The following is a 13,975-nucleotide window of genomic DNA, read 5'->3' on the forward strand; positions in this document are numbered from 1 at the left end:
CAGAATGCGGACAACCAAACTCTCGGCCGACAGTGCCGTCAGCAGCCAGACCTACCGGACGCCGAAAGGAATGGGCTGTCCGCGCCGTCGGCCGGTGCGTCGCCGACTCGCTGGTGATCACTTCTCATTCGTTCGCCATCCAGGATCGACAGGACAGTTATGCGGTACAACCGACGGGGCGCCATGCTGGCCGCCGCGATATGCACGATGTTCGGCGCCATGAGCGGCGTGGCCGCGCACGCCGAGAGCGCCGAGAGCGCCGTCCAGTCCGAGACCCGGCTCACCCGGCAGCCGGAACTCCGCCCGACGCCGGCCCCCGGCAAGGAGAAGCCCGGCCGGCAGCCCACTGTCCCCCAGTCCGGCCAGCGGGTCTGCGGACCCCCTTACATCACCGGCGACCCCGACCTCGGGCCGACCAACCTGCCGAGGACCGGCCATCTGGGTGTGATCCTGCGCGGCTACGTGCCGCTGGGCCACCTCTCCCCGCAACATTTCCTCTCGCGTTACTGGGACTACGCCGCGAACAACTACCGCTTCCCGCCTGACGCCGGCTTCGGCCGCTCCGGCAACTATCCGAACGGCCGGCTGCTGCGCAAGACGACCTTCCTGCAGGCCGGCATGAAGCTCGACCGGTTCGGCGGATATACGGGCGCGTTCCTGTCGCCGATGGGCGACCTGTTCATCAGGCGAGGGCTGCCGCCGCGGAACCTGAACACCAACCCCGAGGACCTCCTGCACCTGTGCAACTATCACGCGTTCCGGGTGCTCAAGTCGTTCCGCGTCGAGGTGGGCCCGGCCGCCCCCGCGTTCCAGATGCCGGGCGGCGGCACGCAGTTCCACGTGATCAGCAGATACATCCCCGGACTCCCGCAGACGGACGACGAGGTCCCGGTGAGCTGGCTGCTGCAGAACGGATACCTGGAAGAGATCACACCGGTCACGTCCGCCGATCTCGTAGCCGCCGGCGAGTGAACCGGTCCTGCTCGCCAACGGAAGCCCGTTACGAGGTGGAGACGCCTTCGTTCTGGTCAACCGGCAGACGGGGACTGGTTCGTCGCGCATGACGCGGGTCAAGCGGGCCTGGCGGCATTGGGCCCGGCCGAGTGCGGCCGCACAAGTTCACCGCCTGCCCGACTGACGCAACAGGACGGCCTTGGCCAGGTCGGCGGGTGTTCCCGTGCTGGTGTCCACCGTCATGTCATAGGCGACGCCATGGTCGTGGACCGTCCGGAAGTGCCCGCGCGCCAAACCGGGCGGGTTGCGGCGTCCTGCTTCCCGTTGCTCGGCGACCTCCAGCGGACACATCACGCCCACGAGCAGGACACGGCGCGGACCGGCGACGGGCGGGGGTGGGGGCGGCACGCGCCTTCTTGGCGAAGTTTTGAGGGCCGGTCCGCCAGGGGCCGCCATAGGCTGGAGACGATCCGCAGATCACGCCTCCGAGGAGGAAGCCATGGCGACGTTCATGGACGTGCATCACGGCATGAAGGGCATCACCAACGAGCAGTTCCAGCAGGCGCACACCGCCGACCTCGCGATACAGAAGGAGGAGGGGGTGACCTTCCAGCACGCGTGGGCCGACCCTGAGGAGGGCGTGGTCTACTGCCTGTCGGAGGCGCCGGACGCGGATGCCGTCCAGCGCATCCACCAGCGGGCGGGGCACCCGGCCGACGAGATCCACAAGGTGCCGCTGACCGCCTGACCGGCGAGCGAGCGCGTCAGACGAGCCCGACCTGATAGGCCTGTGCCGATTCCGCCGGATGATCAGATGATGGCGCTCGCCAAGTTTCAGCCGGTCTTGCCGGCCAGCAGGAACACCCTCGGGAAACCGCGCCTCGCATCCTGATCGCCGGGAAACACCAGCCGGGCCGTCTCGACGATGCCCCGCTCACGGAGCATGCCGGAGATCATGTCGGTGGACCATCGGTAGGCCGGCGCAACGACGTGATCGTACGGCTCGGCCACCTGCGACGGCTCGTCAGTCCCCGAAAAGGACAGCAGCACATGCCCGCCGGGTGCGAGCACGCGGCTGATCTCGTCGAACACCTCGGGCACCCGCTCGGGCGGGGTGTGGATGATCGAGTAGTGGCTGAAGACGCCCCCGACGCTGCCGTCCGCGAGCTCCAGGGCGAACATGGAGCCGACCTCGAACGGGATGCCGGGATGCTCCTGGCGGGCCTGTTCGATCATCTGCGGCGACAGGTCGATCCCGAACGCGTTGAGCCCGCGCGCGTGGAGGTAGGCCGTGTAGTGTCCCGGCCCACACCCGAGATCGGCGATGGACTCGGTGCCCGTCGCCTTCACCAGGTCGGCGAAGGTGTCGATGAGGGCCCGGTCCAGCGGCTGGCCCGCGAGAGGGTCACGGAAGATCTCGCTGTACTCGGCCGCCCTCGCGTCGTAGGCGCTGCGGGTCGTTTCGAGGAAGCCGGCTTCGGTCATAGCCGATCAAATTACCCGACCCCGGGCGGGGGTTCAGCCGATGTACGGCAGGCCGGTTCCGGTCAGGAACTGCCCTGAGCCGCGCTCGGCCGGCTCGGGGTCTCGGTCTCGGCGGTGACGCGGAGCAGGTCGAGTTTGCTCGCGTCCTCGCTGTGCGGGCGGGCGGTGTAGCGGAGCGCACGGGCGAGCGCGGCGAGCACCTGCGTCGACGGGTTCCGCGCCCGTCCCTGTTCGAGCCGGACGAGATAGTCGACCGAGATCCCGGCAATGGCGGCCAGTTCCTCACGGCGCAATCCGGCGGTACGCCGCAGTCCGACGTCGACCTGGAAACCGAGCCGATCGATCTCGCGAACCTCGCCGCGGTACGGGCACTCGCGGATCGGCTCGGCGAGCGCATGCCGTCGATCGTGGTGAGCAATGCCGCGGTCATCGCTCCGCTCGACGACCGCACTCCCGACGGGTTCCACCGGACGCTCGTGACGAACCACCTCGCCCCGTACCTGCTGCTACGCCGCCTCGCGGAACATCCGACGGCCAGGCCCCGCCGGTTCGTCGTGGTCGGTGGGTCTCCGCGCGGGCTCACACGCGTCCCGGTCGATCTCGACGACCTCAACCTGGAGGCAGGACGCGGACTCGGCTGGCCGCCCAGCTTCCGCCCGTTCGTCGCCTACGCCCGCACCAAGAACATGAACGCGATGTTCGTGTACGCACTGGCGTCCAGGCTCGCCGGCACCGGCACGACCGTGAACGGCGCGCATCCGGGAATCATCAAGGGCGGCCGCCTCAACCGGCACGATCGCGGCGCGCTGAAGGTGTTCGGCTCAGTCCGCGGCCTGTTCGCACCCGGGACCGCCACCGGCGCCGACACCCCGCTGTGGCTGGCGACTGCCGACGAGGTCGAGGGCGTGACAGGCATGTTCTTCGTCAAACGCCGGGCCGTCGAGACCGCACCGCACACCACCGCCCTGGAGCGCGTGGAACGCCTGTGGCACGAGAGCGCCCGACTCGTCGGCCTCGCCGCCGACGCGGGCCAGGCGCGTGAACGCACCGAGGGCCCCGGGGATGCCCCGGCGACGACACCAGGCACAATCACCGAATGTTCAACCCGAACGGCCACGTGACGGTCCACAACGCGCTCGATGAGAACGGCATGGAGTTCACTCCGCCCGGCGATCACTACGCGCGCTACAGCATGGCCTTCTGATCCGAAAGTTTGATCTTGGTCGACGACCCTTTCACCAGAGGGCTCAGAGGCATGTAGCGACAAGTTCCTCATAAGGAGGCAGGATGAGAGCAATGGGCCGGCGGCGCGGGGACGACTGGCAGGCCAGGTCGCGGCGGCTGTACCCCCTGTCCGCGCACGCGGTACTGACGCGGCCCGTCGGGGGCGCGTGGCCGGGCGGGAACCCCTTCATGTGGGAGTTCGTCTACTGGCGCGCGCTCGCACGTGACGGGTTGGCCGCTCGGCTGCTCGGTCTCGTGGTGCCGATCGTGTGCGGCGCTCTCAGCGCGGCCTGCCGGTTCGTGTACGACGACCTCGACCTAGTTGTGCTCGCCGTCCTGCTGGTGAGCGGGCCTGGCATCTTGCTCGCGCCCTCGTACCTCGCGAGTTTTCTGCTGCGGCGCCCGTACTGGCAGCCAGGTGTGGTGAGTCTGATGCTGCTGGGCTTCGCGGTGGGCTTTCCCCTGATGTTCCTTGCCCAGACGCTCATCGCAGACCTGCCGCGCAACTCAGCCGCGGCACTGCTGCTCGACTGGGCCACGGTGCAAGGGCTGTCCATCGCGCTCGGCCCGGTCGCCGCGGCCGTGCTCTGGCTGCCCATAGGCGTGGTCCTCTTCCGGCGGTCGCGCCGCAACAGGTGACGCAGCAGAACTTTCCGCAGCCTGCCCGGCCGGTGGACGCGGATATGCGGTGCGCGACAACTCCTCCGGGCGTCTGAAGGGGTGAGCAGGCAGAACACAGGTGAGGGGTCAGCTCCAGACCTGGCGTTCCTGGGCGCGGGGGTCGTCGATCTGGGTCCACTCCGCGTCGATGCGCATGGTCGCCCTGCGCTCGGTGTCGTACGGGTCCCAGCCGGGATTGCCGGTCCTGGCGAACCGGATCCAGGTCTCGTGTACGCGGGTGGCGAGGTCCGCCGGGGCCTGGCCGGGGCCGAGCAGGGCGTTGGGGCCGTTCAGCTCGGGCCGGTCCGCGAGGTCGAAGACGAAGGGCAACTCGACCGCGTGGGTGGCGCCGAGCTCTCCGTCCAGGGCCTGGGAGCGCCAGGCGAACTCGTAGGCGTACGTGCCGGACCCGGGATGGGCGGCGTGTGCGCCGGCCAGCGCGCGGCTGCCCGCGCCGAACAGGGCATCGGCCATGATGGCGGAGCGCAGTTCCGCGAAGGACGCCTCGGGGCGCGACCTGCGGTAGGTCTCGATGAGGCGCGCCGGATCCAGGTGCGAGCGCGCCGCCGCCTCATCGACGTCGGCGGCGGTCGAGGTGGCGTACTTGCCCACCGGGACCAGATAGAGGTTCCCCTCTTCGGTGTTGGTGCCGACGAGCAGGTCGACGCCGGCGCCCAGGCCGGCGGCGACGGATTCGGCCGGCTGCGTGTCGAGGACGAGGCTGAAAGGACTGAGTCCGATCAGCGGGTCTCTGTGGGCCTGGGTCCGCAGGTCGATGCCCGCGAGCCGGGAGGCGGCCTCGACCAGGTGTTCGTCGGAGACGCCGGCGAAGGCGCCGGCATGGGGCTCGACGCCCAGGGCCTCGGCCGCCGCCTTGGTGACGCGGGCGGCCTGCTCGGTGGTGAACGCGCCCAGGCCGCTGCCGCTCTGCACGATCGCCCGGCGGAACAGGCCGGCGGCCTCGGGGGTGGCGAGGACGCCGCCGACGATGGTCGCCCCGGCCGACTGGCCGAAGAGGGTGACGTTGCCCGGGTCACCGCCGAAGGCGGCGATGTTCTCCCGCACCCAGCGCAGCGCGGCGACCACGTCGAGCAGGCCGCGGTTGGCGGGCGCCCCGGGGATGTCGAGGAACCCGGCGATGCCGAGCCGGTAGTTGAGGGTGACCAGGACGACGCCGTCGCGCGCGAACGCGGAGCCGTCGTACATCGGCGACCGCGTCGAGCCGGCGACGAACCCGCCGCCGTGGACGAACACCATGACCGGCAGTGCGTCACCGCCGGCGGCGGGCGTGAAGACGTTGACAGTGAGGTAGTCCTGCCCGCGGCTCCAACCGGCGCCGAAGTAGGGGGACATGTCCACACTGCCGAGCTTGCGTTCGGACTGCGGCGCGTTGGGCCCCGGCGCCGTGGCGTCCCGCACGCCGTCCCACGGCTCGTGCGGCTGCGGCGGCGCGAAGCGGCCGGCGCCGCGGGGCGGGGCGGCGTAAGGGATGTTCAGGAAGGTGAGGGCGGCGCCTTGGCGCAGGCCGCGGACGGCTCCCCGCGCGGTGGTGACGACGGGGCCGGGGTGGTGGTTCATGGTGGTGCCTTTCCTCCGGGGCTCAGACCTGCTCGGTCACGGTGTACGGGGCGAAAGGCGCCCAGCCCTTGATGGCGAACTTGTCTCCCTCGCGGACGACTTCAGCGCCGCCGTGGCCGCCCAGGTGCGCGGGAATGACCAGGGCGTTGTTGTCGACCGCCCAGCCCAGAAGCTTGCGGCGGGTGGCGCGGGCTCCGGCGGGGTCCTCGCAGAAGCAGCTGTTGGATTCGGGCTCGTGGATCTGGAGCGGGTTGTGCAGCAGGTCGCCGACGAAGACGGCCCGGTCCGATCCGGACTCCAGCGTCAGCACCGACGAGCCCGGCGTGTGGCCCGGGGCGAGGTCGAGGCGCAGGTTGCCGTCGATACGGTGGCTGTCCTCCCAGAGCCGGGTCTGGCCGGCCTCGTGCACGGGGGCGACGCTGTCCTCGAAGACGTTCTGGTTGCCACGGCCCAGCCGAGGCTTGTGCTCGTTGGCGGGGTTCCAGAAGTCGAAGTCCGCCTTGGGCATGAGGTAGGTGGCGTTGGGGAACGTCGGCTCCCAGGTCCGGCCGTTGAGATAGGTGTTCCAACCGACGTGGTCGATGTGCAGGTGCGTGTTGATCACGATGTCGACGTCCTCGGGGCGGACTCCGGCGCGGGCGAGGTTGTCCAGGAAGTCGGTGTTCAGCCGGTTCCACACAGGTGCGTACGGGCGGTCCTTGTGGTTGCCGACGCCGGTGTCGACCAGGATGGTCCTGCCCTCGCTGCGCAGTACCCAGGTCTGGATCGCCGAGTTGACGATCCGGGTTTCCGCGTTCAGGAAGTCGGGCACCAGCCAGGAACGGTGGGCCTGCCACGCCTCCTCCGGGCTCTCTGGGAAGAACACCTCGGGCGTCATGTCAACAGGACCGAAGTACTCCCGGACACGGGTCAGCGTGACGTCGCCCAGGGTGATGGTGTCCATGATCGTCTCCAGTTCGATCGGTTCCGTGCTCGAGGCCGCGGGCGCGGCCGGAAACGGGGGGCCGCTTCCCTGCGGGGGCAATCCGCCTGACTGCGGCCGCGGCGTCTACGGCCTCAGGTGGTACGCCGCCGCGGTCAGGTGCGGGGCATCAGGCCGTGGTCTTCGCCGGCGGGAACAGGGCCGCCCGGTACGCGTCCGTTCCGTGGACGACCCTGCTCACCCATGGTGCGTCGGCCGGGGCGTGTTGCGGTATGAGTCACGTGACTGCATCTGGACACCACGGTCCTCGCGCTGGTCCACAGGAATCGGCCGGGTAGGTGCGGGCCGGCGGGCGCGGGTGCGCGGCAGCCGGCACGGGCGGGTCCAGGGCTCGGGCGAGCGCCGCCAACGTCATGTCGAGATGGTCGATGTGGAGCAGCAGGCGCTGCGGCGACGGTCCCCCGCGACGCATACGGCGTTCGCCGGAGAGCAGGGACAGTGCTCCGGTGACCTTGGGGCGTGCCGAGCGGGAGGCGCCCGGCCGACGGTTCGCGAGGCGGATCAGGTGCGTCACCCTCTCCTGCGCGTGGCCGGCCGCCGCAGTGACCCGGGCGGCGTACTCGGCGTCGTCGCACTGCGGGAGGCGCCCGGCCACGGCGGCCAGACTCCGCGCGTGGTAGGCACCGGCTTCCAGCACCTCCAGCAGATGGCGGGCGCGGTCACGACGCCCGCGCCAGGGATTGAACGGGTGGACGAGCGGCAGGCAGGCTTTGCGGAAGGACTCCAGTGCCTGGTCGAGGTCATGGGCCGCGCGTATCAGGCTCGTCGTGGTGCCGGTGTCCAGGCTCCGCGTCGTCGCGTACAGCAGGCGTCTGAGGACCAGCAGGAAGCGGAGCAGCTCCTCGTCGCCGGCCCGGCGGACCGTGATGGGAGCCACGACCACGGCGGCGAGGACGCCGCAGGAGACTCCCAGTGCGGTCTCCTGGACGCGCAGGACGAGCACGTCCGTCGAGAACGTGTCCAGCAGCGCGAGCAGCATGCTCAGCATGCCGGTGATGAAGAACGTCACCGCCCAGTAGGCGTCCGCCGGGGTGTAGAACATCCCGAACATGCATGCCAGCAGCAGCCCCAGGAGCAGCGGTTCGTACGGTCCGGCCAGGGTGGCCAGGCCGTAACCGAACACCGCGCCGAGAACGGTGCCCGCCAGCCGGCGCACGCTTTGCAGCAGGACTTCGCCGGTGCTCTCGGTGTTGATGAACACGACCCACGTGGTCAGGACGGCCCAGTACCAGTGGTCCGGGGACACCAGGTGACCGCCGAGGATGGACAGCGCGGAGGCGGCGGTCACCTGGAGGGCCTGCCGGGTCGTTCTCCGTCCGCGGCGTTCGAAGCCCGCTTCGCGGTATCGCCTGACGTTGAACGCCCGTGTCCGCGGTGTGACGGGGTCGTGCGGAGCCGCCCCGGTTGCCGCCGGGGCGCTGGCACGCGGACCGAGAAGGCGCATGGCCGCGGCCAGTTCATCGATCCCTTGGAGACAGTCCTGCAACGAGGCGGACGCGGCCGACGGGATCGCCGGGCCGTCTTCAGGTTCCCGCTCTCGCTGCCCGAGAGCGGTGGGCGTGCCTGGGGTGAGCTGGTGGCGGAGAACCGCGATCCGTGCCGCGAGCCGTTGCCGTGCGGCCGGCTCCGCGAGATCTCCGGCGGCCGCCGGTGTACGGGCCGCGCGGACCGCGAGTACGGCGAGCCGCTGGGCAGCCACCTCCGCGCGTGAGATGTGCTGCAGGATCTGGTCGTCGGCGGCCTCGTCGACCGCGCGCTCACCGAGAAAGTCCCCGATCAGGAGCACGGCCGCGTGGAGTCTGTCCAGACGGCGCTCCAACGACAGGCCCAGTGTGCCGGCGTCCTGTCCGGCGGTGAGCATGACGGTCGTGTCCCGCAGGACGTCGCGCAGCCGCCCGTTGAAGGTGCGCTGCAGCCGGGCCAGGACGCGGGACGACGTCATGTGTCCCGGGCAGTGGCAAACGACCACGACGGCACCGAACGCGACGAGCACAGCCGCACCCAGCTGCGGCAGCTGGACCGCTCGTGCCCCGGTGAACTGCGCCAGGAAGAAGGCCATGAAGCCGAAGACGCCCGCTCCCTGCCCGATGGCGCCGTACCGGCGGGCGTGGACCGCGACGTAGATCAGCAGGAGGAACACGATCCCCGCAGTGACCGGGTACGGACTCAGCACGGCCCCGGCGGCCAGGGCCGCGAGGAACAGCGGAGCCCCGAGTCCCAGCGTGATGAGCTGGTTGCGCGGGTGCAGGTCGCTGACAGCCAGCGAGGTCGCCATCGCGGTGAACCCGCCGACCAGCAACGACGTGTCAGACTGCCCCAGGGCCGTCAGGACGGTCAGGGACGCGGCGGCGCCGAGGACGGCGCGCATCGCGGAGGCAAGACGCATCAGCCCCGGGTCGACGACGGCCAAGCGCTCCCACACGCCCGCTGCGATTCCGGCGAAACTGCGCCGGCTCAGGGAACGTGAAGGATTTACGCTGTCCATTTCCGCACTCCGAGGGAATTGCTCGTCACGTCCTGCGTCGCCGGAATCGCAGCGGGCGTGTGACAGGCCGCTTTCCGGATACCCACCATCGTGCGCACTGCAAGCGCCGACCGGTATCAGTCACCCGACTGAAAGGGCCGCCGTAATCCCGTCGGCCAGGCCAGGGGCTGTGGGGCAGGAGGGACGGGACGGGCGCGGTGCCGAACACACATCGGGACAGCCGGAATATCCCGGGCGGCTCAAGCGTTGTTGAACACACATTTTCAGAACCGGCGCCCGGCATAAATACTCCCACGCTATGTCCCGGGCATATCTCAATTCCTGGAGCATTGTGGAAAACAGTGGACGGGACCGAGGGGACCAGGGTTCGACACGCGATCTTGATCAGTCGCTGGTGGGCCGGGAGATCGAGACCGCGGAAATCATGCGGCGGGTCGCCGCCGGCCGGTCCGGCAGCGAGGTGTTGATCCTCACGGGCGACCCCGGTGCCGGCAAGAGCGCGCTGCTCGACTTCGTGGCTGACCACGCGCGGCGCGAGGGCGAACGGGTGTTGCGAGCGGTCGGCAGCGAGTCCGAGGCACGCCTTGGATTCGCGGGCCTTCATCAACTGCTCCGCCCGGTGCTCGGCGAGCTGGACAGCCTGCCGCCGCGGCAGCGCGCCGCGCTCCGCATCGTCCTGGGGCTGGACGAACGCACCGAGGCCCCCGATGGCGTGCTCGTCGGTTCGGCCGTACTCACCCTGGTGTCGGACCTGGCGGAACCGGCGCCGCTGCTCATAGTGGTCGATGACGCCCAGTGGATCGACCGCGCATCGCTGGACGTTCTGTCCTTCGTGGCCCGGCGCATGGACACCGAACCCGTCACGCTGCTGGTGGGCGTGCGCGCCGCGGCCCCGCTGCCCGGGCTTGACAAGGGATACGAGCGCCTGGAGATCGCTCCGCTGAGCGGTGAGGCGGCGAATCGGTTGCTCGACCGGCAGCCGACGCCACCCACCGGCCGAAACCGGGTGCGCATCCTGCAGGAGGCGGCCGGCAATCCACTGGCCCTGATCGAACTCGCCCGTGCCGGCGCGACCCGGCACTCCGGCGGCGGCAGCGTGCAGGGCCCGCTGCCCGTCACCGACCGACTGGAGCGGATCTTCGCGGAGCAGGCGAAGTTCCTGCCGGAGGCAACTCGCCGCCCCCTGCTGCTGCTCGCGGCCGCTGATGCGACAGACGCGCCGACAGCCTCTCGTGGACTCCCCGAGGTCGACGACAAGGCGTGGGCCCCCGCGGAGCGGGCCGGCCTCGTACGCCAGGACGGCACCCGGATCTCCTTCCGCCACCCGCTCATCCGCTCGGCCGTCTACCATGCAGCCTCCTTCGAGGAACGCAGGCAGGCACATCTCACTCTCGCGAAGCTGAGCGAGGAGCCCGACCGCCGCGCCTGGCACCTCGCCGCCGCGACCACGCGTCCCGACGAGGACGTGTCGGCCGCCCTGCGGCAGACGGCCGACCGGGCGCGGCGCCGGGGCGGCTACGCGGCCGCTGCCGCCGCCCTGGAGCGCGCCGCGGAGCTGAGCCCGCGCCGCGCGGACCAGGCACGGCTGCTGACCGAGGCCGCCGTCATGGCCGTCTTCACCGGTCAGCTCGGCTGGGTGGAACGCCTGGCCGCCGAGGTCCGCAAGCACAGTGACGACCCGGCACTGATCAGCAGGGCCTGGCTGGCCACCGGGCAGCTCATGACCCTGCGCCGGAACCACGCGGCGGCCTTCGCCCTGCTGACCCGCATCGCGGACGAGGCGGCGGCCACCCACTCGCCCCGCGTCCTGGACGCGCTCGCCGCAGCCGCGGTGGTCCGCTACTACTCGGGCGAGGAGGCCCAGCGACAGCAGATCGAGAAGCTGCTCTCCGCCATACCCGACGCAACCGACAGGGGCGCCCTGCGCGCCTGGGTGCCGGCCGTCTCCGACCCCCACGGCGCGGGAGCCCGCCTCGTCCCGGCGCTGCCCGGACTCATCGCCGAGGCCAAGGACGACGCCGGCAGTCTGACCGCGCTCGCCATCGTGGCCTGGATCCTCGACCAGACCGCCCTGGCCGTCAGGACCTTCGACGAGGCGTACGACCGGTGGCAGGCCCGTGGCTCGCTGCCGGACGGCCTGGGAAGCGCCGTCGGCTGGGCCTATCTGGAGCAGGGCCGGTGGTCCGACGCCCGCACGGTGGCCGCCGAGATCTCGGCGGTGGCGACAGCGGCCGGGCTGGACCACGCCGAGGCGTGTGTACATGCGCTCGACGCGACGGTGCTCGCGCTGCTTGGCGAGGCGGCCGACGCGCGACGCGGTGCCGAGCGGGCGCTGGCCCTCGTCGATCCGCTGGAGAGCCGCTCCATCGCGGTCTCCGCACGCCGGGCCCTGGGCCTGACGGCAGTGGCCGAGGGCGACTACGACACCGCGTACGCACAGTTCCGCTCCGCCTTCACCGACGACGGCGATCCGGTTCATTACCACGTCTCCTACACCGTCCTGGCCGAACTCGCCGCGGCGGCCGTCCGCCGAGGGGGACGGGAGGACGCCGCCGAACTGCTGGAGCGATCGGCGCGGCACCTCGGCCCCGGCACGTCGGCACGGATCACCGCACTGCTCAACCGAGGCCGTGCCCTGCTCGCTGAACCGGACCACGCGGAGCCGTACTTCCGGGCGGCGCTGGCGGACGACACGGGCGAGCAGTGGCCGTTCGAGCGGGCACAGACACGGCTGGACTACGGTGAGTGGCTCAGGAGGCAACGTCGCATCGCCGAGGCCCGCCCCCTGCTGACCACGGCACTCGAAACCTTCCAGCGGCTTGGCGCGCGCCCATGGATCGAGCGGGCCAAGGCAGAGCTGCGAGCCGCCGGCATCGAGGCCACCAGCGGCGTAGTGCCCGGTGCCCTCACCGAGCTCAGCCCTCAACAACAGCAGATCGTCCAGCTCGCGGCCCGCGGCCTGACGAACCGGGAGATCGGGGACAGGCTTTACCTGTCGCCGCGTACCGTCGGCTCCCACCTCTACCGGGTGTTCCCCAAACTGGGCATCACCGCCCGAGCACAACTTCGCGACGTGATCGAAGGCACCCTGTCGGATGGCGGCGCCCAGGGCCGAGAGCCGGCCATCGACGACCGAAGGCTGACGCCTGCCGAGGCGCAGTCGGCCAACGGACACCACGGCCGCGTCCCGGTCTGACAGATTTGCGGCCACATCGGCTCGTCGCCGTAGGTCCCTGGCAGTACGACAAGTACAAGGCGATCCGGCCGGTAGAACCGAGGCAGCACGCCTGACATGCAGGCTCGACGCCCTCGCCCCGCGACCAGCGCCGGGCCCGGTTGGATGCAGAGATCAGGCAGTTGTTTGCGGCCTGGGGCGGGCCGTCGCTCCAGGAGCGGTCCCGACACAGCGCGGATATCCTCCCCTCGTGACGCGATCAGCCGATGAGGCATCCACCAGGAACCGCCCGGGCCTGGCCATGGCTTTGGTCGTGGCCCTGTTCTTGGCGTCATCCGCAGTGGGCGCGTGCAGCGCGCAGGACGGGAGCAGAACAGGCGGGGACACGCACCGGCCATCCGGCACCACTCCGACCAGCCCCGCCGCCTCTGCGGCGTCGACCGACGCGGGCACCCCGGCCCCGACCGGTTCCGTGAAACCGTCGAGCACCGCGGCCGGTGGTCGACTCACCCTTGCCGAGCTTGCCCAGCATCCCTGCCGCGCAATCAACGACGGGGACGCCCGCAAGAGCAAGCTCTGGATCTTCGTCGACGGGAGACAACCGAACTGGGACGCAAAGTCCTGCCAGTGGGGCGCGAGGGGCGGGCTGGTGACCTTCACCCCGTACACGTCGACGGATCAGACGAAGGCTGAGAAGTTCAAGCACCTCACACGAAAGAACATCAGCGGCCACCGGGCGCTGCTGGGCAGCAGCACGGATCACGGCAGAGAGACATACGTCCTGTTCGTCTCCGTCGGCAGAAAGCAGTCCTTCAGACTCATGGTCCTCCCCTGGGGCGAGGACGTCCCAGGGCCGGATGCCCCCACTCTGGCCACCAAGTTCGCGAAAGCGATCCTGTCTCACCTCCGATGAGCCTTGTTCGTGGATACCTGTTCGGGCTGGCCGGCTTCGGCATTGGCGGCACATGTGGGGCCCGCCGCATCGGGCAGACGGTGGTCGGGCGTGGCTCGACGGCATTGACCATGCCGTAGGAATGGCTGTGCGAGGGGTACGGCATCACACGTTTTTTTGCCCGGCCTTGTCCGGAGGCGGTTGATCAAGCAAGAATCAGTTCAGCCTTCAACTACTCAGTTGGAGCGTAACCGCACGGATAGGAGAGGCATGAAGCGCAAGATCTCCGTTCTCGCCGCCGCCGGCGTCCTGGGCGCCGCGCTCACCACCACTCCCGCGTCCGCAGCCACCTCCGCCATCGACTGCACCAGCGGCGACTACACCCGGGTGGTGAACAGCTACGTCCCCACCAACCCGGGTTCGACATAATTCCGCGGCCTGGAGGCCCGAATCTAGCTCCTGACCTGTGCTGACATGGGTGTAGGCGCCTGGAGGGCGTTTCTCTAGGCGGAGCTGTTCGCCTGGTTCAGCGGGGTGCGG

12 protein-coding genes and 1 pseudogene are annotated in these 13,975 nt (G+C 70.3%); 7 read left to right on the forward strand and 6 right to left on the reverse strand.

Translation table 11 applies throughout. The annotated features are described in order from the left end of the window. Window positions 1–159 precede the first annotated feature (159 nt). Window positions 160–972 carry a TNT domain-containing protein gene (locus ABGB01_RS16485; RefSeq protein ID WP_347774189.1) on the forward strand — a complete coding sequence of 271 codons (813 nt, stop codon included), beginning with the start codon at window positions 160–162 and terminating at the stop codon, window positions 970–972. A gap of 147 nt (window positions 973–1,119) precedes the next feature. Here the strand turns inward: ABGB01_RS16485 and ABGB01_RS16490 are convergent, their stop codons facing one another. After that, window positions 1,120–1,362, reverse strand: a complete 243-nt coding sequence (locus tag ABGB01_RS16490; RefSeq protein ID WP_347774191.1) for a hypothetical protein — start codon at window positions 1,360–1,362, stop codon at window positions 1,120–1,122. Window positions 1,363–1,453: 91 nt separating this feature from the next. Between ABGB01_RS16490 and ABGB01_RS16495 the strand changes: the two genes are divergently transcribed. Beyond that, window positions 1,454–1,702: an SCO4226 family nickel-binding protein gene (locus ABGB01_RS16495; RefSeq protein WP_347617650.1), complete on the forward strand. Its 249-nt coding sequence runs from the start codon at window positions 1,454–1,456 to the stop codon at window positions 1,700–1,702. 86 nt (window positions 1,703–1,788) lie between these two features. Here ABGB01_RS16495 and ABGB01_RS16500 read toward each other — a convergent pair whose 3' ends face one another. Together ABGB01_RS16500 and ABGB01_RS16505 are read right to left on the reverse strand one after the other, a co-directional pair. Further along, complete coding sequence (locus ABGB01_RS16500; protein ID WP_347774192.1) at window positions 1,789–2,439, reverse strand: class I SAM-dependent methyltransferase; 651 nt, start codon at window positions 2,437–2,439, stop codon at window positions 1,789–1,791. Window positions 2,440–2,609: 170 nt separating this feature from the next. Beyond that, window positions 2,610–2,783 (reverse strand): annotated as a pseudogene (locus ABGB01_RS16505) (helix-turn-helix transcriptional regulator); the annotation flags it as partial. Window positions 2,784–2,915: 132 nt separating this feature from the next. On the opposite strand from ABGB01_RS16505, the gene ABGB01_RS16510 reads away from it, so the two are divergent. Together ABGB01_RS16510 and ABGB01_RS16515 are read left to right on the forward strand one after the other, a co-directional pair. Next, window positions 2,916–3,560, forward strand: a complete 645-nt coding sequence (locus tag ABGB01_RS16510; protein WP_347774194.1) for a hypothetical protein — start codon at window positions 2,916–2,918, stop codon at window positions 3,558–3,560. Between the two features lie 166 nt (window positions 3,561–3,726). Further along, complete coding sequence (locus ABGB01_RS16515; protein ID WP_347774195.1) at window positions 3,727–4,302, forward strand: hypothetical protein; 576 nt, start codon at window positions 3,727–3,729, stop codon at window positions 4,300–4,302. Between the two features lie 108 nt (window positions 4,303–4,410). Here the strand turns inward: ABGB01_RS16515 and ABGB01_RS16520 are convergent, their stop codons facing one another. The 3 genes from ABGB01_RS16520 to ABGB01_RS16530 form a co-directional block, all read right to left on the reverse strand. After that, window positions 4,411–5,901 (reverse strand): carboxylesterase family protein, encoded by a 1,491-nt coding sequence (locus ABGB01_RS16520; RefSeq protein ID WP_347774197.1) that lies wholly within the window; start codon window positions 5,899–5,901, stop codon window positions 4,411–4,413. 22 nt (window positions 5,902–5,923) lie between these two features. Next, window positions 5,924–6,844 carry an MBL fold metallo-hydrolase gene (locus ABGB01_RS16525; RefSeq protein WP_347774199.1) on the reverse strand — a complete coding sequence of 307 codons (921 nt, stop codon included), beginning with the start codon at window positions 6,842–6,844 and terminating at the stop codon, window positions 5,924–5,926. Window positions 6,845–7,100: 256 nt separating this feature from the next. Next, window positions 7,101–9,305, reverse strand: coding sequence for an FUSC family protein (locus ABGB01_RS16530; RefSeq protein WP_347774200.1), 2,205 nt, complete (start codon window positions 9,303–9,305; stop codon window positions 7,101–7,103). A gap of 457 nt (window positions 9,306–9,762) precedes the next feature. Here ABGB01_RS16530 and ABGB01_RS16535 point away from each other — a divergent pair, with 457 nt between their 5' ends. From ABGB01_RS16535 to ABGB01_RS16545, 3 genes are all read left to right on the forward strand, one after another. After that, window positions 9,763–12,564 (forward strand): AAA family ATPase, encoded by a 2,802-nt coding sequence (locus ABGB01_RS16535; RefSeq protein ID WP_347774201.1) that lies wholly within the window; start codon window positions 9,763–9,765, stop codon window positions 12,562–12,564. Between the two features lie 229 nt (window positions 12,565–12,793). Next, window positions 12,794–13,456: a DUF3558 family protein gene (locus tag ABGB01_RS16540; RefSeq protein ID WP_347774202.1), complete on the forward strand. Its 663-nt coding sequence runs from the start codon at window positions 12,794–12,796 to the stop codon at window positions 13,454–13,456. Window positions 13,457–13,705: 249 nt separating this feature from the next. After that, a complete protein-coding gene (locus ABGB01_RS16545; RefSeq protein ID WP_347774203.1) occupies window positions 13,706–13,864 on the forward strand; it encodes a hypothetical protein in 159 nt (52 codons plus the stop codon). Window positions 13,865–13,975 lie beyond the last annotated feature (111 nt).

This window comes from Nonomuraea sp. B5E05, from assembly GCF_039880665.1.
Classification (GTDB): domain Bacteria; phylum Actinomycetota; class Actinomycetes; order Streptosporangiales; family Streptosporangiaceae; genus Nonomuraea.